Below are 25,109 nucleotides of genomic sequence, written 5' to 3'. Positions count from 1 at the left end.
GGTGATCCCGGACCTTTGCAAAACGGGCGAGATTTGTGGCTGACCAGACTTCGACCGCGACCCGGTGGCCTGCAGACGCCGCCCCCTATGATCTGATCCCGCCACGCCGCCGGCGTTTGGGCTGGGCGCTGATGGCGCTTGCCACGCTTGGCCTGTTGGCAACGATCGTGCTGCAGATCCTCTACAAGACCGAGGTCGACACGATCGGCTTCGAGACGTGGCGGCCCGTGGTCTATGCCTATGTGCTGTGGGGCGTGGCGATCGGCATCGGCCAGGTCCTGACCCGCGGCGAGGACGGCCAGCGCGCGCTGTTCCTGCTGCCCGCCCTTTTGTTCACCATCGCGATGGTGATCTTCCCGACGCTGTTCGGCTTCTACATCGCGCTCACCGACTGGAACCTCTCCTCCTTCAGCGGGCGCAGGTTCAACGGGCTCGACAATTTCTGGCAGATGCTCGCCGATCCCTACTACCACAACGCGCTGTTCAACATGGTGCTCTACGTGCTGGCGGTGCTGGTCGAATATGTCATCGCTTTTGGCCTGGCGCTGCTGCTCAACGCGCAGATCCGCGCCCGCAAATTCTTCAGGGTGGTGTTCCTGATGCCGCTGATGCTGTCCCCGGTCGCGGTGTCGTGGATGATCGGCAAATCGTTGATGGAATACCGCTTTGGACCGGCGGCGACGCTGGCGCGGCATCTCGGCTGGGAAGACCCGGCGTTCTTCTCGAACCCGATCACCGCCCGCATCTCGATCATGCTGCTGGACGCCTGGACCTTCATTCCGTTCATGATGATCATGCTGCTGGCGGGGCTGCAGGCGATGTCGCGCGAGGTGCTGGAGGCGGCGCGTGTCGATGGCGCCACGGCCTGGCAGACCTTCTGGCAGGTCACGTTCCCGCTGATGCTGCCGGTGTCGGTGACGGCGGTGATCCTGCGCATCATCTTCAAGCTGAAGCTTGCCGACATCATCATCACGGTCACCTCGGGCGGTCCGGGCGGCGCCACCGATTCGGTGTCGAGCTTCATCTACCGCGAATACCGCGACCGTTCGAATGTCGGCTACGGCACCATGCTGGCGATGGCCTATCTCGTCATCATCGTGGTATTCGTGACCTGGCTGTTGAAGTTCGCCAGCCGTTTCGTGCGCAATGTGAATTAGGTTGAGATGAGCGTCCAGACCACCGACTACGTCGCATCCGAGATCCGCTCGCCGGCGAGCTTCGTCGCCAGCCGCGTCTTCATCTATGGCGCGCTTGCCTTCTGGGCCTTCATCTGCCTGTTTCCGATCTACTGGACCATCACCACGTCGTTCAAGACGGCGGTGGACGTCACCCAGGGCCACTTGATCCCGTTCGTCGACTTCCAGCCGGATTGGAAAGGCTGGCGATCGCTTGGCTTGTCGCCGGACTCGATCTTCCAGACCTCGACGGTGCGCGACGAGTTCCTCAAGCGCTTCATGAACTCGGTCATCACCTCGGTTGGGGCGTCGAGCCTAGCGATCGTCATCGGCAGCCTCGCCGCCTATGGCCTGACCCGCTATCGCTACCATTTCGCCTGGTTCAAGAACGAGGACATCTCGTTCTTCTTCCTGTCGCAGCTGATTCTGCCGCCGGTAGTGCTGGCCCTGCCCTTCCTGGTGCTCTACCGCGAGGTCGGCCTGCTCGATACGCGCGTCGGGCTGATCCTGCTCTACACGCTGATGGTGCTGCCGATCGTCATCTGGATCATGCGCGACCAGTTCAATTCCATCCCCGTCGAACTCGAGGAAGCAGCCCTTGTCGACGGCCTGTCGATCTGGGGCGCCTTTTTCCGCATCGTCATGCCGATCGCCCTGCCAGGCATGGTCGCGGCCTTTATCCTGGCGATGGTGCTGTGCTGGAACGAGTATTTCTTCGCCGCCCTTTTGACCTCGACCGACGCCAAGACAATTCCCGTCATGGTGGCCAGCCAGACCGGCTCGCAAGGCATCAACTGGTGGTCGATGGCCGCCCTTGCCACCGCGGCGATCGCGCCGCTTGCCGTCATCGGGATTGCACTGGAGCGCTATCTCATCATGGGCATGACGGCGGGTGCGGTGAAGTAGCCATGGCGGGCTCAGATTGGTTCGCACGCGACATCCGTGTCGGTTGTGTCGGCCGCGACCGCTACGGCAAGGGCGCCATGCAGATAGCGTAGCACGGGACGCGCCGTCATTGCCGGCTTTGTGCTGGCAATGCTTTGCGGCGGCCTGCTCATGGCCCTGGTGGGTTTTCCGCCAACCACCTTGCACTCGGAATAGCCCTCTATGTCATCTGGGAATAACCGGCACCGTTACCTTCATCTGGGCCGTGGCCATCCGCAAAGCCAGTTCGACGACATGCTGCCCTGCGTCTATTCGGAGGTGGCTTTGGTGTCACGCATCGGAGTGATCCGGGAATCCAAGGTAAAGAGCGAGTATCGTCGACTTTGAAGCCATGATTGGGGATACTCAAACCCGTGCCATTCAGTATCGAGCTGTCACGCCTTACTTAGGGATCCTCCACATGGACAAAGCGACAACCATCATTGGAATAGATTGCAGCCCACGCGCGTCCAGTAATTCAGGGCGCATGCTCGGCGAGGTTCTTCGCTCACTCGAGAGAGATTGGCGGGTGAAGGTCGTGGAACAGGTGCGTCTGGCCGATGAGCGTATCGACTGCCTCGGGTGCGAGCAGTGTTATCAAACGCTCGGATACCACGGCGACGGGATCGATCGTGTTCTGTCACTCATGAAAGAGTCGGACGTGATCCTGATGGCCACTCCCACCTGCTTCGGAATGCCGCCGGCCCTGGGCGTCGTCTTGCTCGACAGATTGGATCCCCTGTGGCGCGACGGACAACAGCTCAAAGGAAAACTCGGAGCGGTCATCGTCAACGGCGCCACCGATCCCGCGGACGATCCGAGTGTTCACCAATGCGCGGACAACATGATCAAGTTTTCGAACAGCACGAGATGCCCTGCGTCCAGCCGGTCCATCTGGGGGGAACGCTCGCGTATCCCGAGCAACGGTTTCCAGACCCGCTCCCTGCCGAGACGACAGGCGTTCTCGAGCAATTGGCTGACGAGATCCGGCAGTGGGTCGGGAGCAGGTGATCCACATCTCTTCCCACTTAAGGCCGTGGCTGAGAACAGCGGTTACCCAAAAGCGATCCTGACAAATCCATCGCCGACTACCGGGCGGAGCGGCCTAAAAGCCGGGGTTAGGCCTTTAGGATTTCCCGCAGGTGATCCATGATCATGGCGACACCCTTATTGCCCAAACTCGCCGATGCATCCTTGGCACCGGCCGTATACCAGCCAGTGTTGTCAGCGAAATGCGTTGGATCGACTGCTTCCGGGCATAGCGCCAGCATCAGCGATGTCTCGCCAATGCCGGCGTGGTCGAACGGGTACCTGCCGTTCATCGTCGCCGGCATCAGCGGATGCACCTGCACCCAGTTGAAGAAATTTTCGCCTGCCGCATGTCCGGCATAGTAGTCGGCCATGGTCTGGGAACCCCACCAGCCCTCGCCGCGCTGCTCCTCGAGGAAACGGAAGATCGCCTGACGGCCGGCGGTCTTGAAGGCGAGATCGGTCGGCATGCCGGCGGCGAAATTCTCGGTCTGGTGATGGATGATGGCGTGGATGTTGCGAAAGCCGATGCGCAGCAGGCCGTAGAACAGCGCCTCGCCGAACGGCGCCAGCTGATTGCCGCCGACCTGCACCGAGCCGCTGCCTTCGGGTGGCGCCACCGCATAGCTCGCCGCGCCATAGTAGAAGGGCGGCAGGATGACAATGTCGCTCTCCTTTTCGAACAGCTCCAGCGTCTTGATGACGGCCAGCGTGTCCATGCCGACGGCCATGTGCTCGCCATGGTATTCCAGCACGCCGAGCGGCAGGACGACCGGCCAATGCTCGGCGATCGCCTTGCGGATCTGGTGCGGCAGCATCAGTTCATAGCGCATCATCTATTCCATGTTGGTGTGGCGGGCGCGCATGGCTTCCGGCGACGCCGCGGTCATGTCCCTGAGTTTCAGCACCATGATCTCGAACAGCAGGAACAATGCTCCCTCGAAAACCGAGCCCATCGGCAGCACCGACGTCTTTTGCGGCCCTTGGTCGTCGGCCATGGTCTGCGCCGGGACCAGCAACGTCAAATCAGCCAGGCTTGCGGCGCTGCCGCCTGGCTGGGCGGTCAGGAGCAGGACGGTTGCGCCCGCCTCGCGCGCGATGCGCATCAAGGTGAGCACGGTCGAGGTTTCGCCGGGTCCGGAACTGACAAGGAAGACATCGCCCTGCCCCACGGGCGGGGTGGTCATGTCGCCGACGACCGAAACCGGCAGGCCCAGATGGTAGAGCCGCATGGCGAAGCCCTTCACCTGCAAGGCCTCGCGGCCGCAGCCATAGGCGACGATCTGCCTGGCTCCCACCAGCATCCCGCAGGCGGCGTCGATCCGGTCGCCGTCGATAGGCGCCAACACCGCGCCAAGCTCGTCGAGAGCGGTCGTGAACATCCGTGAACTGGAGTCGCTCACCGCAGCCCCGCCCGCGAGCCGGCAATCGAACATGATTGGCAATTCCCGATCACGCTTTCCCCCGGAACAGCTTGATTTCGTTCATGCTAACAACCGCGAAAAAGCGTGTCCAACGCTCGGCGGTGCTTTTGCCAAGCCACGGGCATGATAGTGTCATGTCAGACAAATCAGCAAGGCAGACGGGCACGACATGAAGACACGGCACTTCGACCGCATCGGCAATGGCGGCATCACTTTCACGGAGCTGGGTTTCGGCACGGCGCCGCTCGGCAATCTTTACCGCGCCGTCTCCGACGAGGACGCCAATGCGACGCTGGAGACCGCCTGGGCGACCGGCTGCCGCTACTACGACACGGCACCGCTCTATGGGCTCGGCCTGTCTGAAACGCGCCTCAACCCGTTCCTGCGCGGCAAGAAGCGCGACGATTACGTGCTGTCGAGCAAGGTCGGCCGCATTATGCGCGCCTGCCCGCCGGAAGAGCGCACCGGCATCGGCAAGTTCTTCGACACGCCGTCGCGCAAGGAAGTCTACGACTACAGCTATGACGGCGTCATGCGCTCGTTCGAGGCCTCGCTCGAGCGGCTCGGCGTCGATCGCATCGACATCCTTTTCGTGCACGATGTCGACATCTTCACCCATGGCAGCAAGGAGGCGTCCGATCAGCGCATCGAGGAGTTCATGCGCTCGGGCTATTACGGCCTGCTCGCCTTGCGCGACCAGGGCGTCATCAAGGCGTTCGGCGGCGGCATCAATGAATGGCCGGTCGCCCAGACGCTGGCCGAGCGAGGCGATTTCGACCTGTTCCTGCTTGCGGGGCGCTACACGCTGCTGGAACAGGAGGCGCTGACATCCTTCCTGCCGCTCTGCCAGAGGCGCGGCATCGGCATCGTTCTGGGCGGGCCCTACAATTCCGGCATCCTGGCGACGGGACCGAAGCCTGGCGCCTACTACAATTATTCCGAAGCGCCCAAGGATATTCTCGACCGGGTCGCCGGCATCGAGAGCGTCTGCAAGCGCCATGGGGTCAGGCTGATCGAGGCGGCGTTGCAATTCCCGCTGCTGCATCCCTCGGTCGTTTCAGTGATCCCCGGCGGCCAGCGGCCTGAAGAAGTCGAAAGCAACCGGTCGCTGCTCGACGCGAAACTGCCGGCGGCACTTTGGGCCGATCTCAAAAAGGAAGGCCTGATGCGCGCCGAGGCGCCGACGGCATGACCGGCGACCGGGGGCTCGCCTGGACAAAAGAAAAGCCGGGCATGCCCGGCTTTCCTGGTCTTTTGAAAATGAAAAAACGCGCTTAGTTGACGGCGTCCTTGAGGCCCTTGCCGGCCGAGAATTTCGGCACGGTGCGTGCCGGGATCTTCACTTCAGCGCCGGTCTGGGGGTTGCGGCCGGTCGAGGCCGCACGCTTTGACACGGTGAAATTGCCAAAGCCGACAAGCCGGACATCGCCGCCCTTCTTCAGTTCGCCGGAGATGACAGAAAACACTGCATCGACCGCCGACTGCGCGTCACCCTTCGAAATGCTCGCGGCGTCGGCGACAGCGGACACCAGTTCGTTCTTGTTCATAAAAATTCCCTTCCATGAGAACACCGGAACTCACGACTCATCCGGCAGGAAACGGACTTTAGAAAGAAGCGTTCCCGCAACCAAGTCGAAAAGGCAGGAAAAAAGCGGAAAAAGCCCGGAATTCCGGGGTTTTTCACATGAAAAAGCCGGGCGCGAGGCCCGGCTTTCTGTTTGTGCGCTGCAACTTTAGTAAAAACTAATGTGCGAGCGACTTTCCGGCGTCATCCGAGCTGTCCGTCGCGGCCGGCGGATTGACCGGTTCGACCCATTCGATCGGCTCCGGCATCCGCACCAGCGCGTGGCGCAACACCTCACCGACCCGCGAGACCGGAATGATCTCCATGCCGTTCTTCACATTGTCCGGTATCTCCGCCAGATCCTTGGCGTTGTCTTCCGGGATCAGCACCTTCTTGATGCCGCCGCGCAGTGCGGCGAGCAGCTTCTCCTTGAGGCCGCCGATCGGCAAGATGCGGCCGCGAAGCGTGATCTCGCCAGTCATCGCCACATCGGCCCGGACCGGAATGCCCGTCAGCACCGACACGATGGCCGTGGCCATGGCCGCACCAGCGGACGGACCGTCCTTCGGCGTCGCGCCTTCCGGCAAGTGGACGTGGATGTCGCGCTTGTCGAACAACGGCGGCTCGATGCCGAAATCGATGGCACGCGAGCGCACATAGGAGGCCGCCGCCGAGATCGATTCCTTCATCACGTCGCGCAGATTGCCGGTCACCGTCATGCGGCCCTTGCCGGGCATCATGACGCCTTCGACCGTCAGCAGCTCGCCGCCGACTTCCGTCCAGGCAAGACCGGTAACGACACCGACCTGATCGTCAGCCTCGACCTGGCCGAAGCGGTAGCGCTGGACACCAAGGTAATCGGCGAGGTTCGCCGCCGTGATGCTCACCGTCTTCTTCTTCGTCTTCAGGATCTCGGTCACCGCCTTGCGGCCGAGCTTCATCAGCTCGCGCTCCAGGCTCCGGACGCCCGCTTCACGGGTGTAGGTCTGGATGATGGCGCGGATCGCATCCTCGCCGACGGAAAACTCCTTCGGCTGCAGCGCGTGATCGCGGATCACCTTCGGCATCAGGTGCCGCTTGGCGATTTCGATCTTCTCGTCCTCGGTGTAGCCGGCGATACGGATGATCTCCATGCGGTCCATCAGGGGCGCAGGGATGTTCAGCGTGTTCGCCGTCGTCACGAACATCACGCTCGACAGGTCGTATTCGACCTCGAGGTAATGGTCCATGAACGTCGAGTTCTGTTCGGGGTCGAGCACCTCGAGCAGCGCCGACGACGGATCGCCACGGAAGTCCTGGCCCATCTTGTCGATCTCGTCGAGCAGGAAGAGCGGGTTGGACTTCTTGGCCTTCTTCATCGACTGGATGACCTTGCCGGGCATCGAGCCGATATAGGTACGCCGGTGACCACGGATCTCGGCCTCGTCACGCACGCCGCCGAGCGCCATGCGGATGAATTCGCGGCCGGTTGCCTTGGCGATCGACTTGCCGAGCGAGGTCTTGCCGACGCCGGGAGGGCCGACGAGGCACAGGATCGGCCCCTTCAGCTTCTTCTGGCGGCTTTGCACGGCAAGGTACTCGACGATGCGGTCCTTGACCTTGTCGAGGCCGAAGTGATCGGTGTCGAGGACGTTCTGCGCGTAGGCGAGATCCTGCTTGACCTTGGAGTTCCTGCCCCACGGGATCGACAGCAGCCAATCGAGATAATTGCGCACGACGGTCGATTCCGCCGACATGGGCGACATCGTCCGGAGCTTCTTCAACTCGGCTTCCGCCTTTTCGCGGGCTTCCTTGGAGAGCTTTGTCTTCTTGATGCGCGCCTCGATCTCGGCGGCCTCGTCGCGGCCGTCCTCGCCCTCGCCGAGTTCCTTCTGGATCGCCTTCATCTGCTCGTTGAGGTAGTATTCGCGCTGCGTCTTCTCCATCTGGCGCTTGACGCGCGAGCGGATGCGCTTCTCCACCTGCAGGACGGAGATTTCGGCCTCCATGAAGCCCATCGCCTTTTCCAGCCGCTCCTTGACGGAGAGGGTGGCCAGCATCTCCTGCTTCTCGGGGATCTTGATGGCAAGGTGCGAGGCAACCGTGTCGGCGAGCTTGGAATAGTCGTCGATCTGGCTGGCGGCGCCCACCACTTCGGGCGAGATCTTCTTGTTCAGCTTGACGTAGTTCTCGAAGTCGGTGACGACCGAGCGGGCCAAAGCCTCGACCTCGACCTCTTCCTCTTCCGGCTCGACCAGCGCCGTGGCCTTGGCCTCGTGGAAGTCGGGACGGTCGGTGAAGGAGACGATTTTCGCACGCGAGGCGCCCTCGACCAGAACCTTGACGGTGCCGTCGGGCAGCTTCAGCAATTGCAGCACATTGGCGAGCGTGCCGATGTCGAAGATCGCATCGGGCTCGGGATCGTCATCGGCGGCATTCATCTGGGTGGCAAGCAGGATCTGCTTTTCCTGCCCCATTACCTCTTCCAGCGCCTTGATCGACTTTTCACGCCCGACGAAGAGCGGAACGATCATATGCGGGAACACCACGATGTCGCGCAGCGGGAGGACCGCGAAGACGCCGTCGCTGGGAGCCTTGGATATTTTGGCCATTGTCCAACCTTTCATGTCGCGGCCACCATCAGGCCAACCGCGAATCTCATATTAACGACCGGGGATCGTTCCGCCTACCACCGTTTGTGACGGGAGTTTTACAGCACGAAATCGGGCACCTCGGCCTTCTCGTGTTAGGTGGATGCAGGCGGGCCAAAGATCAAGAGTTAACATGGTCCGCAATCCACTCCATCACGAGCTGTGCCGGTTCCTCACAGCAAAACGGCGCCGCGAGGGCGCCGTTCCACAAAAATATAGGGCCAAGTGTCATCTCAGGCGCTGACATTGCCCTTCTTTTCCTTCTGTTCGGAATAGATGTAGAGCGGCCGGGCGCTGCCGGTCACCACTTCTTCCGAAATCACCACCTCGCGCACGCCTTCGAGCGCGGGCAGTTCGAACATCGTGTCGAGCAGGATCGCTTCCATGATCGAACGCAGGCCGCGCGCGCCAGTCTTGCGCTCGATGGCGCGCTTGGCGATCGCCGACAGCGCGTTCTCGTGGAAGGTCAGATCGACATTCTCCATCTCGAACAGCCGCTGATACTGTTTGACCAGCGCGTTCTTCGGCTCGGTCAGGATCTGGATCAGTGCCGGCTCGTCGAGGTCCTCCAGTGTCGCCAGGACCGGCAGACGACCGACGAACTCCGGAATGAGACCGAACTTCAGCAAATCCTCCGGCTCGACCAGGCGGAAAACGTCACCCGTGCGGCGATCCTCCGGCGACGCGACGATGGCGCCAAACCCGATCGAGGTCTTCCTGCCGCGATCCGAGATGATCTTGTCCAGTCCGGCGAAAGCGCCGCCGCAGATGAACAGGATGTTGGCGGTATCGACCTGCAGGAACTCCTGCTGCGGGTGCTTGCGGCCGCCCTGCGGCGGCACGGAGGCAACGGTGCCTTCCATGATCTTCAACAGCGCCTGCTGCACGCCCTCGCCCGACACGTCGCGGGTGATGGACGGATTGTCGGACTTGCGCGAAATCTTGTCGATCTCGTCGATGTAGACGATGCCGCGCTGGGCGCGCTCGACATTGTAGTCGGCCGACTGCAGGAGCTTCAGGATGATGTTCTCGACGTCCTCGCCGACATAACCGGCTTCGGTCAGGGTCGTGGCATCGGCCATGGTGAAGGGCACGTCGATGATGCGGGCCAGAGTCTGCGCCAGCAGCGTCTTGCCGCAGCCGGTCGGGCCGATCAGCAGGATGTTGGACTTGGCCAACTCGACATCGTTGTTCTTGCCGGCATGCGCCAGGCGCTTGTAGTGGTTGTGGACGGCCACCGACAGCACGCGCTTGGCGTAGGGCTGGCCGATGACATAGTCGTCGAGAACCTTGAGGATCTCCTGCGGTGTCGGCACGCCCTCGCGCGACTTCACCATCGAGGTCTTGTTCTCCTCGCGGATGATGTCCATGCAGAGTTCGACGCACTCGTCGCAGATGAAGACCGTCGGACCGGCGATCAGCTTGCGCACCTCGTGCTGGCTCTTGCCGCAAAACGAGCAATAAAGCGTGTTCTTGGAATCACCGCTGTTGTTGCCGACCTTGCTCATTTTCATGTCCTTTCATGGCCGCCCGCCGATGGTCTGGCTGAAAGGGCGCATACTCTATTTATCGCGGGAATCCGCCGCCGCCAGTATCCCGGCTCCCGCAACGTATTCCGTACGAAACACAAATCAGAAAACGTGGCAATGATTCGCAGCTTCCCCACGCAAAGCTAAGCCGTCGAAAATCAACATAGCCTTAACGTAGGCAATCCTGACCCCCGAGGGAACAGCCAATTGTGGCCGAAATGCCGCAAGAGGCGCCAAAAGCGTGTGATGGTGCCATCCAACTGCCAACAAGCCCTTATGCCACGGCCCCTTCGACCGGCTCGCGCGACGAAATGACCTTGTCGATCAGGCCGAAATCCTTGGCCTCGTCGGCGGTCATGAAATGGTCGCGGTCGAGCGTCTTTTCAATCTCCTCGTAGGTCTTGCCCGTGTGCTTGACGTAGACCTCGTTGAGACGGCGCTTCAGCTTGACGATATCCATGGCGTGGCGCTCGATGTCGGACGCCTGGCCCTGAAAGCCGCCGGACGGCTGGTGAACCATGATGCGGGCGTTCGGCGTGGCGAAGCGCATATCCTTGTGGCCGGCGGTCAGAAGCAGCGAGCCCATCGAGGCCGCCTGACCGATGCACAGCGTCGACACGGCCGGCTTGATGAACTGCATGGTGTCGTAGATGGCCATGCCCGAGGTAACGACGCCACCCGGCGAATTGATGTAGAGGTTGATTTCCTTCTTCGGATTCTCGGCTTCGAGGAACAGAAGCTGCGCGCAGACCAGCGTCGCCATGCCGTCCTCGACCGGACCGGTGATGAAAATGATGCGCTCCTTGAGGAGGCGCGAGAAAATGTCGTAGGCCCGCTCGCCGCGATTGGTCTGTTCGACCACCATCGGAACGAGGTTCATGTAGGTTTCGACGGGGTTCTTCATCAGATATCTCTTGTCTCGCGGTGGGAGTCCGGCGCCGGACAGGCTGGCAGCTCGGGCAGAATCGGTTCTGGATCGTCAAGATGTAAATAGGATGCCGGCTCATCCTTGTGCAAGGCCGACCCGTCCTAGCCATCTGGGTAAGTCGAATCAAGCTTTACGGCCAGGGATTCGCGTCGGCCGATGCCTTCGCCTCCCGAAGCGGCATGTCCGGGGACCATTGCGTAGCAATTTCTTAACCGCGTCACTTACGAAATACGCGGAAACCGCTTTCCCCCGGGGCAGCTTCTCCTACAATCCAACGTTGAACCGTCATCGCACCGTTCAACACGGGGAGTGCCATGTCAGGGAAAACCGCACGCTTCACCATTGCCGGGCTGGCCGTGCTCGGCTCGATTTCGCAGACGGCGGCCGGTGGCCGCGCCGTCGAATGCTACGAGCCCGTCCGCACACCCGATGTCTACGACACGGTCTACGAGGACGTCATGGTCAGCCCACCCGGCCAGCAGGTCGTCGACTATGACCCGCCGATCTACGGCACGCGCGAGCGCGTTGTGATGACCGTCCCGGCACAGGTTCGATATGAAGTGGTGCCGGCGATCACGCGAACCGTCTACCACACCGTCAGGGTCGACGGCGGCGGCTATTCCTGGGAATGGCGCGTTATCCATGGCCGCCGCGTGCTGTGCAAGGTCTGGCACAAGGCGCGCTACGAACGCGTCGCCGAGACAGTGGTGATCCAGCCGGAACGCACGCGACGCGTCGTCATTCCGGCGCAATATGACAGCATCGCCGAGGAGGTGCTGGTGCGGCCCGAGCAAAGGCGGATCATCGATGTTCCCGCCTCCTACCAGACCGTCCAACGGCACGTGCTGGTGCGCGAAGGCACATCCAGCTGGCGGCGCGTGCATATTCCAAGGCACTGCCAGGATTAGGCTTACGCCATTTCGGCCCGCAGCCAGGCTTTGAGGCCGGTCACGTCGCCGTCACCGACAGCTTTCGCAACGCGACGCCCGACCGCCGCGCCGAACTTGTAGCCATGGCCAGAACAGGCCGAGACGACCAGGCACTTGCCAGTCTCATGCGCCAGGAATTTCTCGTCATCGGTAAAAGTGTAGGCGCAGGTGACCACTTCGGTGACCTTGTACTGCTCGATGCGGGCGATCGGAGGCGAAAACAGGTTGCGGATCGCCTCGCCCTCGCCGGGCACCGGCTCGCGGTTCCAGTCGGCATCGCTGGTCGGCACCTTGTGGAGGCCCGAGCCAAACTTCATGCCGGCGCCACGGCTGAGCGGGATCATGTAGCCGTCGGTCTTGCCGCCGACATCCAGGATGATGGGCGCGGTCTCCCAGGCCGCCTTGAGGTCGGCCGGCGGTTCGACATAAGCGAGTGCCGTACGGTAGGTCTTCAGGTCGCCGCCCAATTCCGGAAAAAGCTTCAGCACCCAGGCGCCGGCGGCGACGACGATGCGGTCGGCCTGCATCGTCTCGCCACTTTCCAGCACGATATGGCCGGCCTCGGCGTCGATTTCCGTCACCTTGCTGTGCTCGTAGACATTGGCGCCGTTGGCGCGCAGCCAGTTGGCCAGCCCTGCCGCTATTCTGCGGCAATGCAGTGCGCCACCTTCCGGCGAAAAATAGGCGTAGCGGAACGAGCCGGCCTCAAGGAACGGCCAGCGTTCGACGGCCGCGTCCGGTTCCAGCAATTCGAAAGGGAAATTCCCCTCTTCCAGACCCTCGCGGTATTCCTCGGCCTCGTCGCCGGGTTCGCGCGAAACGCAGACGAATCCCCTGGGATCGAGGTGGTTCTCACCGAGATCGGCCCACATCTCATCCCAGGCCTGATAGGCTTCGGTGATCAGCCGCCCATAGCCGGTTCCCGCACGGTAGGCGCGGCGGATGATGCGGTGATGGTCGCCCGAGGCCGCTAGCGGATTGGGGATCGGCCCCTGCTCGACTATCGACACGGCGTGGCCCGCCTTGACCAGCGACCACGCCGTGGAGAGACCGGCGATCCCCGCGCCAACAACGATCACATTCATCCGTTCAGACCTTTTGCAGCCGCATCGGCTGGCTCAACCATCAGGCAGCCGGGCGCCAACATACGGTCTGGAATGAGGCTGGCAAGCCGCGCTATGGGTCTGGCATGACCAAATCGACGCTCTCCTACCTGGCCTTTGATCCAGCCACTCTCCGCCTCAGGCTCGATCCGCGTGAACCGGCTTTCTTCCTGAACCCTTACGAGGCCTACGGCGCCCTGCATGAGGCGTCGAATGCGTTTTTCTGGGAAGAGTTCGGCTTCTGGTGCTTTGGCGGCTTCGACGATGTCAACCGGCTGCTGCGCGACCGCCGCTTCGGCCGCCAGAACCCGGCTGGTGTTCCCGACAGCCGCGGCATCGGGCAGGACCGAAGCCATCTCAAGGCATTCGACGGCATCGAGGCCAATTCGATGCTGGAACTGGAGCCGCCGGTGCACACGCGCCTGAGAACGCTGGTCAACCGTGCCTTCGTTTCGCGTCAGGTTGAACGGTTGCGGCCGCGCGTCGAAGCGCTCGCAAACGAACTGATCGACCGTTTCGAACCAGGCAAGGCCGTTGACCTGCTGCCGGCCTTCGCCTCCCCCTTGCCGATCACCATCATCGCCGAAATGCTCGGCGTGCCGGTCGAGATGGGTCCGCAACTGCTCGACTGGTCGCATCGCATGGTCGCCATGTACATCCATGGCCGTACACGCGAAACCGAGGAGACGGCCAACCGCGCGGCGGGGGAATTTTCCGACTTTCTGCGCGGCTACGTCGCGGAGCGCCGCAAGAACCCGGGCGATGACCTGCTGTCGCTGCTGATCTCAGCCCAGGAAAACGGCCAGAAACTGTCCGAGGACGAACTGGTTTCCTCGGCCATCCTGCTGCTCAATGCCGGCCATGAAGCGACCGTGCACCAGACTGGCAATGCGGTGCGCTCGATCCTGACGCAAGGCGGCGACTCGCGCCGCTTCTTCACCTCGGCGGAGGCGACAGCGGCGACGGTCGAGGAATGCTTGCGCTTCGACGCGCCGCTGCACATGTTCATGCGCTACGCCTATCAGGAAACCGAAATCGCGCCCGGCATCGTCGTCCAGCCCGGCCAGACGATCGGACTTCTGCTTGGCATGGCCAATCATGATCCGCGCGTCTTTGCCGAGCCGCGGGCCTTCCGGCCGGAGCGGGCCGACCAGAAGAATGTGTCGTTCGGCGCCGGCATCCATTTCTGCATTGGCGCGCCGCTCGCGCGGCTTGAACTGCAGGTTTCGCTGAAGACCTTGTTCGAGCGGCACCCGAAGCTGCATCTTGCCGAACAGCCGCGCTTCCGCGACACTTACCACTTCCATGGGCTGGAAACGCTCGCCGTCGGTTTCTGAACGATAGCGGGCCTGGGCTGCGCGGCGAAATGATCAGAGCTTGATCACGTACTCCTTGCGAGTCGTTTCAAGCACTTCCCAGCTTCCCTTGAAGCCCGGCCGCAGCACGAAACTGTCGCCGGCCCGCACGGTGCGGGCTTCGCCGCCATCTTCGGCAATCACCGAGACGCCCGAGAGAATGTGGCAGAATTCCCATTCGTCATAGACGATGCGCCATTTGCCGGGGGTCGCTTCCCAGATGCCGGCATAAAGGCCGCCGTCGCGCTCCTCGACGTTCCAGGTGCGGAATTTCGGATCGCCCGAGATCAGGCGATCCGGCGCGGGCGCGCCATGTTCGGCGTCGACAGTGTCGACGCCGACGGCAAGGAATTTGGGCTCAGCCATGGCAATCAGACCTTGGCGAGTGCCTGTTCGAGATCGGCGACGATGTCGGTGACATCCTCGATGCCAATGGACAGCCGAACCGTGTCCGGGCCGGCGCCGGCCTTGACCTTCTGCTCGTCGGACAGTTGGCGGTGCGTGGTCGAGGCTGGATGGATGACCAGCGACTTGGTGTCGCCGACATTGGCCAGATGCGAGAAGAGTTCGAGCGCCTCGACGAATTTGACGCCGGCCTCGTAGCCGCCCTTGAGGCCGAAGGTGAACACGGCGCCGGCGCCCAGCGGCGAGTATTTCTTCTGCAAGGCATTGTTCTTGTCGCCGGGCAGGCCGGGATAATTCACCCAGGCGACCTTGGGGTGATTGGATAGCCAGCCGGCAACCGTGATCGCATTGTCGCAATGGCGCTGCATGCGCAGCGGCAAGGTCTCGAGGCCGGTCAGGATGAGGAAGGCGTTGAACGGCGAGATCGCCGGGCCGAGGTCGCGCAGGCCGAGCACGCGCGCGGCGATGGCGAAAGCGAAATTGCCGAAGGTTTCGTGCAGGACGAGGCCGCCATATTCGGGGCGCGGTTCCGACAGCATCGGGTATTTGCCCGACTTCGACCAGTCGAAGGTGCCGCCGTCGACAATGACGCCGCCGATCGAATTGCCGTGGCCGCCGATGAACTTGGTCAGCGAATGGACGACGATGTCGGCGCCATGCTCGATCGGCCGGATCAAGTAAGGCGAGGCCAGGGTATTGTCGACGATCAGCGGCAGGCCGTGCTTGCGCGCGATATCGCCGATCTTCTCGATATCGACGAAGGTGCCGCCCGGATTGGCCAGGCTCTCGATGAAGATCGCCTTGGTCCTGTCGTCGATCTGGCTCTCGAAGGTCGAGATGTCATTGGTGTCGGCCCAGCGCACCTCCCACCCATAATTCTTGAAGGCATGGCCGAACTGGTTGATCGACCCGCCATAGAGCCTGGTGGCGGCAACGAAATTGTCGCCGGGCTGCATCAGATTGTGGAAGACGATGACCTGCGCGGCATGGCCGGAGGCAACCGCCAACGCAGCCGTGCCGCCCTCGAGTGCGGCGACGCGCTCTTCGAGCACGGCCTGGGTCGGGTTCATGATGCGGGTGTAGATGTTGCCGAACGCCTTCAGCCCGAACAGCGAGGCGGCATGATCTGCGTCATCGAAGACGAAGGAGGTCGTCTGGTAGATCGGCGTGGCGCGCGCGCCGGTGGCCGGATCGGGCTTGGCGCCGGCATGGACGGCGAGTGTGTTGAAACCGGGCGTATGGGTCACTGAAACCTCCCTCGATAACCTTCAAAATTCGCTGGGCATTCTTGGCGAAGCGCGGCCTCGAATGCAAAGGAGAAAATACCTTTCGGCGCCGATCCTTCGATCGCACCGCAGGATAATGCGGCATTGTGCGGAATAATTTTGCGCCTCTGCGTAATGCCTATTTCTGACGCACGCCAAAACTCTGAAAACCCTGGCGCATCAGCGGCTTCTTCGACGACAGCACGCCGGAGTTGACGCCGGTCCAGCCGATCTCGCCGGAGAGCTTGCCATATTCGATCTTGGGGCAGCGATTCATCACCACCTTGATGCCGGCCGCCTCGGCGCGCGCGGCCGCCTCGTCATGACGCACGCCAAGCTGCATCCAGATGACTTTCGGCAAGGGATCGAGTTGCAAGACCTCGTCGACAATGCCGGGAACCGCCGCGGCATTGCGGAAAATGTCGACCATGTCGATGGGTTCGGGAATGTCTGCCAGACGAGCATAGGTCATCCGGCCGAGTATTTCCTTGCCGGCCTGGCCGGGATTGATCGGGAACACCGAAAACCCCTTGGCCAGCAGGTATTTCAGCACGAAATAGCTCGGCCTGACATCATTGGCCGACGCCCCGACCATGGCGATGGTCTTCACCGAATTGAGGATGCCGCCGATATAGGCGTTGTCGTAGCTATCGTGGTTCATGGCTCGTCCTCATACAACGCCTCAGCGAGAAAACCATCCGGGTCATTGGTGAAATCACGCAGCATGCGGAAGTGGTCCGTGTCACGAAAGTCGGAGGGCTCGAGCCCGAAGCGGCTGATGCGAAACAGCCGCGCGCCCGGACAGGCCATCAGTAACGGCGAATGGGTGGCCATGATCACTTGCGCCGTGCCCGACTGGTTCATGCGCCGCAGCATCTTGAGCAGTTCGATCTGACGCGAAGGCGACAGCGCGCTCTCTGGCTCATCGAGAATATAGATGCCTTGCCGGCGGCAGCGCTCCTCGAAAAAGCGGATGAAGCCTTCACCATGCGACCAGGACAGGAAATCCGGCGGCGCACCGCCAGAATCCAACGCCGCCTGGTCGAGGTAGCGGGCCACCGAGTAGAAGGATTCGGCGCGGAAGAACCAGCCCGCGGTGACTTTTGGCAGCCAGTGGGCTCGGAATGTATCGGCCAGGGCCGCACCACTCTTGTCGATGGCGCCGGAATGGTCGACCGGGCGATAGCCTTTGCCGCCACCGGCCTCATCGTAGCCGGCAAGTGCGCCGATCGCCTCGAGCAGCGTGGATTTGCCGGTGCCGTTTTCGCCGACGATGATGGTGATCGGCGCCGTGAATTCGAGCTCGAATGCGTGGCCGCGGAACAGCGGCAGGTTCCAGGGATATTTTTCCCAATCGGCCACACGCTCGGGATCGAGAAGGATGCGCTTGAGATACGGTGCCTTGAGCCGTGTCAGTTGCTTGCGGTAGGCCATCAAACGGGCAGCGAGATCGTGCCGTCTTCGGCGATCGGAAAGGCTGGATTGTGCGCCACTTCCCAGATATGTCCGTCGGCATCGGCGAAATAGCCGTACCAGCCGCCCCAGAAGGCGCGGCCCGCCGGCTTTACGATCCTGCCGCCGGCCTTTGCGGCCATGGCGAGCACTTCGTCGACTTCGGCGTCGGAGCGAGTGTTGTAGGCGAGATAGACGGCGGAAGGCGCCTTGGCGAAAGCGAGCCCCGCATCCTCCTCGGCGCTTTCGCGCGGAAACAGACCGAGGATAGCGCCGCCCATCTGGAAGAAGGCGACACCGTCGGTGATGCCGGCATGGCGGGTAAGGCCCATCGCCTCGTAGAAACGTACGGCGCGATCCAGATCGTCAGTGGCGATGGTGATGATGGAAATGCGCGGTTCCATGACCAAACTCCCCAGCTACTCGTCCGTCCATTCCGGCTTGCGCTTGCCGATGAAGGCGCCGATGCCTTCTTCCGCGTCCCGCGCCAGCATGTTCTCGACCATGACGCGGCCGGTATAGGCATAGGCGTCCGCCAAGCCCATCTCGGCCTGAGCATAGAAGGCTTCCTTACCCGTCTTGACCACCAAGGACGATTTGGAAGCAATGGTTTGCGCGTATTTGGTGACGATCTGATTCAGGTATTCGCGTGGCACGACGCGGTTGATCAGGCCGAACTCCTTGGCGGTGGCGGCATCGATCGTCTCGCCGGTCAGAAGCATCTCCATCGCCTGTTTGCGCGAGACGTTGCGCGACAGCGCCACCATCGGTGTCGAGCAGAACAGGCCGATGTTGACGCCCGGCGTGCAGAAGGTCGCTTCATGCGAGGCGATCGCCAGGTCGCTGCTGGCTACCAGCTGCAGGCCGGCGGCTGTCGCCAGGCCGTCGACCTCGGCGATGACAGGCAAGGGATGGCGCACAATCGCCTGCATCAGCGCGGCGCAGGCGGCAAACGTCTCTTCGAAGAAGGCCTTGCCGCGATCGGCATCGGCACGGCGCGCGGTCATCTCCTTGAGGTCGTGGCCGGCGCAGAACACCTTGCCGGCCGCCGACAGCACGATGACGCGGACGGCCCTGTCGGCCTTGGCGCGGTCGAGTTCCGCCGTCAGCGCTGCCATCACGGCGAGCGACAGCGCGTTGGCGGGGGGATTGGTAAGCGTCAGGCGCAGCACGCCCTTGTCCAGCCTTGTCGTGACCGGGCCCTCGTCGGCGGCGGCAGGCTTGATGGCAAGGATTTCGGCCATGGCTAAAGGTCTCCGCGATTCCGGTCGGGCTGGCACAGTATCTAATGACGGATCGGGTTTCGTCCAACACCATCGCTTGCGCCAGGACGATGTACATGTTGCCAGAAACGCCCGGCCGCGCCCATACAGGCATGACACAGAACGAGAGACCGACATGCCCGCCCAGACCAACCTCGAGCCGGTGCTGACCGCAGCGCAGATCAACGTGTTGATGGAAAGCGTCTTTCCTCAACTCAATGAGAATTCCGCCGCCTACGAAGCGATCGAGGTCTTTCCCGGTGGCTGCATTGTCCGGCTCAACGCCGGGGAACGACATCTGCGCCCCGGCGGCACGGTGTCCGGCCCTGCCTTGTTCACGCTGGCCGACATTGGCGGTTATGTCTGCGTGCTCAGCCATGCCGGGCCGGACGCGCTCTCGGTCACCACCAATCTCAACATCAACTTCGTGCGCAAGGCCGAGGCCGGCCCGATCGACGGCCACTGCCGCATCCTGAAGCTCGGCAAGAGCCTGATGGTATTCGACATCGACATCGTCGCCGGCCCGGATGGACACACGATCGCGCATGCCACGGGCACCTATTCGATCCCGCCGAAGCGGTCGTAATGGTTGAATCTGCTACATGATGTGTATATATATGCGCATAGGTGACTTTTGCTTGAGCGTGACAGCCGTAAGATATTGAAGCGCCTCAAGGAGGATGGATTTGAGCTGATTTCGATACGGGGCTCACACCACAAACTCCGGAAGGGCGAGATCGTGCTGATTGTCCCACATCCCGAAAAGGACCTGCCAACCGGCACTGCCCGCGCAATCGCCAAGCTGGCTGGATCAGATAACCCGCCTTGCACTGGAAACCCACGATGAAGAGCTATTTCGCTTTGGTCGAAAAGGAACCCGACAGCGCCTTCGGCATTCGCTTTCCGGACATTCCCGGCTGTTTTTCAGCCGCGGACGCTGCCGAAGATATCGTGCCCAAAGCGGTTGAGGCTTTGCAATTGTGGGCCGAGGATATGCCAGTCCCGGAACCATCACACCACGAAGAGATTGTCGCCCTCCCCGATATACGTGATGCTCTAGCCGAGGGCGGCTACCTGATTTCCGTTCCCCTTATCGACAATGACAGTGCGGTCGTTAGAGCCAACGTGACGTTCGAGCGTGGCGTTTTACGGGCCATTGACGCCGCCGCGCGCCAACGCGGGATCACCCGATCGGCATTCCTTTCCAGTGCGGCTCGCAAGGAGATCGAGGCAAAACACTGAATTTGCCGCGACGCGGCAACTAGGCACGTGTGGTAAAATAATACCTTTTAACTAGGTCGTTGTTTTTGCTATTATTTCTTCGCCGTAGAGCTTTTTGATCTGCTTGACGTGCAGTTCCCCCTCGCCTATAAGCCCTCACGAAGCAGCGGCCCGCAAAGGCCGCCGTTTTGTTATTGGCGGCGGGGCACGTGCCTTGTCACCAATCCAAGCAACAAGAAACGCCTTCCTTACCATTTGTGGATTGGGGAAGGTCCAAACCGAGAGCAGAAAACATGACAACCTTTTCGCAGAAGCCTGCGGATGTGGTGAAGAAGTGGATCCTGATCGACGCCGAAGGTCTCGTCGTCGGTCGTCTGGCCACTGTCATCGCCAACCATCTTCGCGGCAAGCACAAGCCGACCTTCACCCCGCATGTCGACGACGGCGACAACGTCATCGTCATCAATGCCGACAAGGTGGTGTTCACCGGCAAGAAGTTCACCGACAAGGTCTATTACTGGCATACCGGCCACCCCGGCGGCATCAAGGAGCGCACCGCGCGCCAGCTGCTCGAGGGCCGTTTCCCCGAGCGTGTCGTCGAAAAGGCCGTTGAGCGCATGGTCCCGCGTGGCCCGCTCGGCCGTCGCCAGATGAAGAACCTGCGCGTCTATGCAGGCGCGGAGCATCCGCATGTCGCCCAGCAGCCCGAGACTCTCGACGTGGCCAAGCTGAATTCCAAGAACAAGAAGGTCGCATAAGATGGCTGAGCTTTCCTCGCTCGCAGAACTGGGCGCCGCTACCGGCAACACCAACACGCAGGCCGCGGCCCCCGTCCACGTCCAGAAGCTCGACAAGTCGGGCCGCGCCTATGCCACCGGCAAGCGCAAGAACGCCATTGCGCGCGTCTGGGTGAAGCCGGGTTCCGGCAAGATCGTCGTCAACGACAAGGAATTCGCGACCTATTTCGCGCGTCCGGTCCTGCAGATGATCCTCAACCAGCCGATCATCGCCTCGAACCGTTCGGGCCAGTACGACATCGTCGCCACCGTCGTCGGCGGCGGCCTCTCCGGCCAGGCCGGCGCGGTGCGTCACGGCATCTCCAAGGCGCTGACCTACTACGAGCCGGCGCTGCGCGCCGTGCTTAAGAAGGGTGGCTTCCTGACCCGCGACAGCCGCGTCGTCGAGCGCAAGAAGTACGGCAAGGCCAAGGCCCGTCGCTCCTTCCAGTTCTCGAAGCGCTAAGCGTTTCGATCTGTCCATATCGAAAAGGCCGCCTCCGGGCGGCCTTTTTGCTTTACAGCCTGTCGCGGCGAACCGGATGCGCCCGACCTACCGCAAGCTTCTGACAATATGCATGTCGTTGTCCCGGAACCGAGGTCACTTCCGGGTGACAGCATTAGATGCAGGAGATCAATTGATGCTGGCGGTGTTGGCGGCTTCGATGCGCTCGCCCGATACCGCGTAAGGCACGCGATAGCCATTCGCGGCCAGCCAGGTGATCGCCGCCTTCGGCTCGTCGGTCTGGATGATGGTGGCGCCGCGATCGGCCCAGAAGCCCCAGGCTTCGCGCGGCAGGCTTGCCTGGACCGCCAGTTCGTCGCCACGGCCGCCGGCGAGGAAGCCGCCCGGCTTGTTGACGATGGCATAGGTGTCGGCCCAGATATGCCAGTCGCCCCTCACCGCCTCGGCGCGCATGCGGGTGCTGAACAGCGGCCCGCCGGTCTGGGTCAGCGTCTCGGCGCCAGCCCGCCAGTTGATCAGCTCGATCGCGCGCGGCGCGAAAGCATGGTCCACCGTCTCGGCGAAACCGGCATCATGCACGGCATCATCGGCGAGGATGGGCATGAACTGGACACCGCCGCCAATGGCAGCCATGGCTGATTTCACCGTGGTGATCCTGGTCTGGTTCCACAAGTTTTCCTTGACGATGACCTGGTCGGCCATGCCGAGATCGCGTGCCACCGCGATCATGCCCGGGAGATCGCCCACTTCGAGCTTGTTGTCGAGATTGATGAGAATCCTGTCCCTGGTCGCCATCAGCATTTCGCGCAACGTCGAGACGGTCTCGTTGGTGACGGCATGGGTGCCCTCGATCACCAGCCGGCATCTCTTCAATTCGGCGAGAGTGTAGTTGATGACTTCGCCCTTGCAGGTCGTCGTCCGATCAAGCCAGCTGTCATGCATGACAATCAGCTCGCCGTCCTTCGAGCGCCTGATGTCGACCTCGACGATTTCAGCGCCGATCGCTATCGAGCCTTCGACGGCGGCAAGTGAATTTTCCGCATAGAGCGTCTTGCCGGCCTGCATGCTGCCGGCCCTATGCGCGGCGACCATGACATGGTCGCGCCACTGGTTGGCATGTTCGAAGCGGTCGAGTATCTGCCTGGCGCGGGTTTCGGCAGCCAGGGCCTGACCGGAGGCGGCCGCCAGCGTGGTGGAAAGCAGAAGGCTCAGACAGATCGTCCGCATCGAGAATCGCTCCTTGCCGGATCGAGCCGGGGATAGGCGACCTCAGTGACATCCAGGTGAACGAAGCCGGCTAGCGGTTGGTCGGCCATGCCGGGTCAGATGCGCTTCGACAGCCGACGGAACCAGGCCATTGCGGGCATTTCGACCAGGCGCCAGGTGATCCACGACGCGGCGATGGTGGCGGCGAGCATGACGACGATCGCCACAGTTCCCGTCCAGCCGGCGCCAAAGCCTGTCGCGAACTCGCCACGCAGCACGATGTCGCCAATCAAGCCGAGGCCGAGCTTGCGCTCGACGAGCCCGGCGACATTGATCAGGCGCGCCTGGACAAAGATGTGGACCATGTAGATCGAATATGACAGCGCGCCGAGGGTCAGCATGAAGGGCGTCCTGAGCAACGCGCTGATCCAGCCGCCTTCATGGGCGAAGAGAAACAGCGCCAGCGCGAACACCAGGGGCGCGGCAATGCCGGCGTCGTTGTCGCCCGCCAGCGAGACGAAGAGAACGATGACGGCCACCATGACGATTTCGGCAAGGGTCCAGTTCATCCGTGGGCCGCTTCTGGCCAGGATCTGTCGCGCCCCTGCAATGGAATCATGCTGAAACCAGGCGAGCAGGGCGCCAAGCGAGAAGCCGTAGAGGCAGCGGATGAAGCCGAAATCGTAGGATACGTCCATATGATGCGTGGAGAAGGCGAGCAGGAACAGCGGCGCCGTGACGGCGGCGGCGACGAACCATATCCAGGCGCGCGCGCCGGCGACGAAGACCACGCCGGCAAACAGGAGATAGGCAAAGAACTCGGCCGAGATGCTCCAGCTTGGCGCGTTCCACGTCAAACGATCCTCGAAGCCGATGCCTTGCAGCAAGAAGAGATTCGCAGCCAGGCTCTTGATGTCGAAGCCGCCGGTGAAGGGAGCAGCCCCCGTTCCATGCAGTTGCGGCAGCACCAGCCGCAACAGTTCGAAGCCGGCAAAGGCGGCAAGCATGACCAGATGCAGCGGATAGATGCGGCCGAAACGGATCAGCGCGAAGCGGGCGACCTCTCCCGACCGGCTCAGCCGATTGGCATAGCTGGAGGCGATGACGAAGCCGGAAAGGACGAAGAAGAAGTCGACGAAAAGATAGGACGAACCGATAAAGCTGCTCTGCGAGATCGCCGAGGCGGTCGGGAAATGAAACAGCGCCACCAGCAGCGCGCAGATGCCGCGCCACGAATCGAGCACCTGGAAGCGATCGCCGGCGATCGTCCCGGTGTGGGTCGACACCACGGCGTCCGACGGATTAAGAAACGCGGTCTGCGTCATGATGATACAAATCCTGTCTTGCCGTGGCACCCGGGCGGCGCGGTTTCGTCTCGCCAAGCTGTGACTGGCATCTTCCATGCCGGTTCTGTAGTTGTTGCACCCCGATGAAAACCGAGGACCAGTAATGGCGACCAAGAACATCGACAACGCCTTCACCGCCCGTTCCAAAACGGGCGCCGCGTACGAGCCGACCTATTCCGGCGCGCTGTCTTTCATGCGGCGCAAATACACCAAGGACGTGAAGGGTGCGGATGCGGTGGTGTGGGGCATTCCCTTCGACGCCGCCGTCACCAACCGGCCAGGCGCCCGCTTTGGGCCACAGGCAATTCGCCGCGCCTCGGCGATCCTCGACAACGACCCGCAATACCCGTTTTCGCGCGACCTGTTCGAGCACCTCGCCGTGGTCGACTACGGCGATTGCCTGCTCGATTCGGGCAATCATCAGAAGACGCCAGGCACGATCGAACGCGAAGCGGCCAAGATCCTGAAATCGGGCGCCTTCCTGCTGACGCTCGGCGGCGACCATTTCGTCACCTGGCCGCTGCTCAAGGCGCACGCCGCCATCCACGGGCCGCTCGCCCTGGTGCAGTTCGACGCCCACCAGGATACATGGCCCGATGACGGCAAGCGCATCGACCATGGGTCCTTCGTCGGCCGCGCGGTCGCTGAAGGCATGATCGATCCCGACCGTTCGATCCAGATCGGCATCCGCACCCATGCCCCCGACACGTTCGGCATCAAGATCTTGCACGGCCATGAAATCGAGGAGATGCGGGCTTCCGACATCGCCTACGCCATCGTCGACCGCACCGGCGGCAAGAAGACCTATCTGACCTTCGACATCGACTGCCTGGATCCGGCCTATGCGCCGGGAACCGGCACGCCGGTTGCCGGCGGGCCGTCCTCGGCGAAGATCCTGTCGACGCTGCGTCAGCTCAACCAGGTCGATATTGTCGGCGCCGACGTCGTGGAGGTTGCGCCGGCCTATGATCACGCCGATATAACGGCGATCGCCGGCTCGATGGTCGCCATGCAGTATCTCGGCCTCCTGGCGGAGCGCAAGGCGCGACAGGAAGAGTTGAACAACGGCAATCACAATGGTGCCGCGGTCAATCACGGCAACGGCATATAATTCTGAGAT

General features: G+C 62.2%; 27 protein-coding genes. 12 read left to right on the top strand and 15 right to left on the bottom strand.

What is annotated here, in order from left to right; translation table 11 throughout:
• Positions 1-35 precede the first annotated feature (35 nt).
• The 3 genes from LB569_RS05655 (at position 36) to LB569_RS05645 (ending at position 3,252) form a co-directional block, all read left to right on the top strand.
• Positions 36-1,157 (top strand): carbohydrate ABC transporter permease, encoded by a 1,122-nt coding sequence (locus LB569_RS05655; RefSeq protein WP_224691415.1) that lies wholly within the window; start codon positions 36-38, stop codon positions 1,155-1,157.
• Between the two features lie 6 nt (positions 1,158-1,163).
• Positions 1,164-2,081, top strand: a complete 918-nt coding sequence (locus LB569_RS05650) for a carbohydrate ABC transporter permease (RefSeq protein ID WP_140706807.1) — start codon at positions 1,164-1,166, stop codon at positions 2,079-2,081.
• A 439-nt stretch (positions 2,082-2,520) separates the two neighbouring features.
• Positions 2,521-3,252, top strand: a complete 732-nt coding sequence (locus LB569_RS05645) for a flavodoxin family protein (protein ID WP_224691414.1) — start codon at positions 2,521-2,523, stop codon at positions 3,250-3,252.
• On the opposite strand, the gene LB569_RS05640 is transcribed toward LB569_RS05645, so the two are convergent.
• Positions 3,218-3,961 carry a creatininase family protein gene (locus LB569_RS05640; RefSeq protein ID WP_224691515.1) on the bottom strand — a complete coding sequence of 248 codons (744 nt, stop codon included), beginning with the start codon at positions 3,959-3,961 and terminating at the stop codon, positions 3,218-3,220. The two genes, LB569_RS05645 and LB569_RS05640, sit on opposite strands and share 35 nt — an antisense overlap.
• 3 nt (positions 3,962-3,964) lie before the next feature.
• Positions 3,965-4,510 carry an SIS domain-containing protein gene (locus LB569_RS05635; RefSeq protein ID WP_263494290.1) on the bottom strand — a complete coding sequence of 182 codons (546 nt, stop codon included), beginning with the start codon at positions 4,508-4,510 and terminating at the stop codon, positions 3,965-3,967.
• Between the two features lie 211 nt (positions 4,511-4,721).
• Between LB569_RS05635 and LB569_RS05630 the strand changes: the two genes are divergently transcribed.
• Entirely contained in the window at positions 4,722-5,744 is a 1,023-nt protein-coding gene (locus LB569_RS05630; RefSeq protein ID WP_224534324.1) for an aldo/keto reductase, read from the top strand.
• An 82-nt stretch (positions 5,745-5,826) separates the two neighbouring features.
• Here the strand turns inward: LB569_RS05630 and LB569_RS05625 are convergent, their stop codons facing one another.
• The 4 genes from LB569_RS05625 to LB569_RS05610 form a co-directional block, all read right to left on the bottom strand.
• Positions 5,827-6,099, bottom strand: a complete 273-nt coding sequence (locus tag LB569_RS05625; protein WP_015318196.1) for an HU family DNA-binding protein — start codon at positions 6,097-6,099, stop codon at positions 5,827-5,829.
• Positions 6,100-6,295: 196 nt separating this feature from the next.
• Positions 6,296-8,707, bottom strand: coding sequence for an endopeptidase La (gene lon / locus LB569_RS05620; protein WP_140706815.1), 2,412 nt, complete (start codon positions 8,705-8,707; stop codon positions 6,296-6,298).
• 272 nt (positions 8,708-8,979) lie between these two features.
• Complete coding sequence (gene clpX, locus LB569_RS05615) at positions 8,980-10,254, bottom strand: ATP-dependent Clp protease ATP-binding subunit ClpX (RefSeq protein WP_023759839.1); 1,275 nt, start codon at positions 10,252-10,254, stop codon at positions 8,980-8,982.
• A gap of 295 nt (positions 10,255-10,549) precedes the next feature.
• Positions 10,550-11,179, bottom strand: a complete 630-nt coding sequence (locus LB569_RS05610; RefSeq protein ID WP_140706817.1) for an ATP-dependent Clp protease proteolytic subunit — start codon at positions 11,177-11,179, stop codon at positions 10,550-10,552.
• A 338-nt stretch (positions 11,180-11,517) separates the two neighbouring features.
• Between LB569_RS05610 and LB569_RS05605 the strand changes: the two genes are divergently transcribed.
• Positions 11,518-12,111 carry a hypothetical protein gene (locus tag LB569_RS05605; RefSeq protein WP_224691412.1) on the top strand — a complete coding sequence of 198 codons (594 nt, stop codon included), beginning with the start codon at positions 11,518-11,520 and terminating at the stop codon, positions 12,109-12,111.
• 2 nt (positions 12,112-12,113) lie between these two features.
• On the opposite strand, the gene LB569_RS05600 is transcribed toward LB569_RS05605, so the two are convergent.
• Positions 12,114-13,217, bottom strand: a complete 1,104-nt coding sequence (locus LB569_RS05600) for an NAD(P)/FAD-dependent oxidoreductase (RefSeq protein WP_224691411.1) — start codon at positions 13,215-13,217, stop codon at positions 12,114-12,116.
• Between the two features lie 104 nt (positions 13,218-13,321).
• Between LB569_RS05600 and LB569_RS05595 the strand changes: the two genes are divergently transcribed.
• Complete coding sequence (locus tag LB569_RS05595; protein WP_224691410.1) at positions 13,322-14,572, top strand: cytochrome P450; 1,251 nt, start codon at positions 13,322-13,324, stop codon at positions 14,570-14,572.
• Between the two features lie 33 nt (positions 14,573-14,605).
• Here the strand turns inward: LB569_RS05595 and LB569_RS05590 are convergent, their stop codons facing one another.
• The 6 genes from LB569_RS05590 to LB569_RS05565 all read right to left on the bottom strand — a co-directional run bounded on the left by LB569_RS05590 (position 14,606) and on the right by LB569_RS05565 (position 18,956).
• Complete coding sequence (locus tag LB569_RS05590) at positions 14,606-14,956, bottom strand: cupin domain-containing protein (protein WP_224534315.1); 351 nt, start codon at positions 14,954-14,956, stop codon at positions 14,606-14,608.
• A gap of 5 nt (positions 14,957-14,961) precedes the next feature.
• On the bottom strand, positions 14,962-16,242 hold the full coding sequence (locus tag LB569_RS05585) for an O-acetylhomoserine aminocarboxypropyltransferase (protein ID WP_224534313.1): 1,281 nt from the start codon (positions 16,240-16,242) through the stop codon (positions 14,962-14,964).
• A 157-nt stretch (positions 16,243-16,399) separates the two neighbouring features.
• Entirely contained in the window at positions 16,400-16,921 is a 522-nt protein-coding gene (locus LB569_RS05580; protein ID WP_140706829.1) for a CoA-binding protein, read from the bottom strand.
• Positions 16,918-17,694: an AAA family ATPase gene (locus tag LB569_RS05575; protein ID WP_224691409.1), complete on the bottom strand. Its 777-nt coding sequence runs from the start codon at positions 17,692-17,694 to the stop codon at positions 16,918-16,920. Before LB569_RS05575 ends, LB569_RS05580 begins: the two co-directional genes overlap by 4 nt.
• Positions 17,694-18,116 carry a VOC family protein gene (locus LB569_RS05570; protein WP_224691408.1) on the bottom strand — a complete coding sequence of 141 codons (423 nt, stop codon included), beginning with the start codon at positions 18,114-18,116 and terminating at the stop codon, positions 17,694-17,696. The genes LB569_RS05575 and LB569_RS05570 overlap by 1 nt, the downstream gene beginning before the upstream one ends.
• A 15-nt stretch (positions 18,117-18,131) precedes the next feature.
• Entirely contained in the window at positions 18,132-18,956 is an 825-nt protein-coding gene (locus LB569_RS05565) for an enoyl-CoA hydratase (RefSeq protein ID WP_224691407.1), read from the bottom strand.
• A 154-nt stretch (positions 18,957-19,110) separates the two neighbouring features.
• Between LB569_RS05565 and LB569_RS05560 the strand changes: the two genes are divergently transcribed.
• From LB569_RS05560 to rpsI, 5 genes are all read left to right on the top strand, one after another.
• On the top strand, positions 19,111-19,560 hold the full coding sequence (locus LB569_RS05560) for a PaaI family thioesterase (protein WP_224534303.1): 450 nt from the start codon (positions 19,111-19,113) through the stop codon (positions 19,558-19,560).
• Positions 19,561-19,608: 48 nt separating this feature from the next.
• Positions 19,609-19,821 carry a type II toxin-antitoxin system HicA family toxin gene (locus LB569_RS05555; RefSeq protein WP_224691406.1) on the top strand — a complete coding sequence of 71 codons (213 nt, stop codon included), beginning with the start codon at positions 19,609-19,611 and terminating at the stop codon, positions 19,819-19,821.
• The gene (locus tag LB569_RS05550) at positions 19,818-20,216 is read left to right on the top strand and encodes a type II toxin-antitoxin system HicB family antitoxin (protein WP_224691405.1); all 399 of its coding nucleotides are present in this window, start codon (positions 19,818-19,820) and stop codon (positions 20,214-20,216) included. Before LB569_RS05555 ends, LB569_RS05550 begins: the two co-directional genes overlap by 4 nt.
• A gap of 272 nt (positions 20,217-20,488) precedes the next feature.
• Positions 20,489-20,953 (top strand): 50S ribosomal protein L13, encoded by a 465-nt coding sequence (rplM, locus tag LB569_RS05545; RefSeq protein WP_140706841.1) that lies wholly within the window; start codon positions 20,489-20,491, stop codon positions 20,951-20,953.
• 1 nt (position 20,954) lies between these two features.
• Entirely contained in the window at positions 20,955-21,437 is a 483-nt protein-coding gene (gene rpsI / locus LB569_RS05540; RefSeq protein ID WP_010915637.1) for a 30S ribosomal protein S9, read from the top strand.
• A 168-nt stretch (positions 21,438-21,605) separates the two neighbouring features.
• Here the strand turns inward: rpsI and LB569_RS05535 are convergent, their stop codons facing one another.
• Entirely contained in the window at positions 21,606-22,664 is a 1,059-nt protein-coding gene (locus tag LB569_RS05535) for a glycerophosphodiester phosphodiesterase family protein (protein WP_224691404.1), read from the bottom strand.
• A 95-nt stretch (positions 22,665-22,759) separates the two neighbouring features.
• Positions 22,760-23,968, bottom strand: coding sequence for an acyltransferase family protein (locus LB569_RS05530; RefSeq protein ID WP_224691403.1), 1,209 nt, complete (start codon positions 23,966-23,968; stop codon positions 22,760-22,762).
• A 124-nt stretch (positions 23,969-24,092) separates the two neighbouring features.
• On the opposite strand from LB569_RS05530, the gene speB reads away from it, so the two are divergent.
• Positions 24,093-25,100 carry an agmatinase gene (gene speB / locus LB569_RS05525; RefSeq protein ID WP_224691402.1) on the top strand — a complete coding sequence of 336 codons (1,008 nt, stop codon included), beginning with the start codon at positions 24,093-24,095 and terminating at the stop codon, positions 25,098-25,100.
• The last annotated feature ends 9 nt before the right edge of the window (positions 25,101-25,109 follow it).

It is taken from the genome of Mesorhizobium sp. BH1-1-4 (genome assembly GCF_020165665.1).
Lineage (GTDB): Bacteria > Pseudomonadota > Alphaproteobacteria > Rhizobiales > Rhizobiaceae > Mesorhizobium.
The sequence above is the reverse complement of the archived record's forward strand: the minus strand, read 5'-3'. Positions and strand labels throughout refer to the sequence as shown.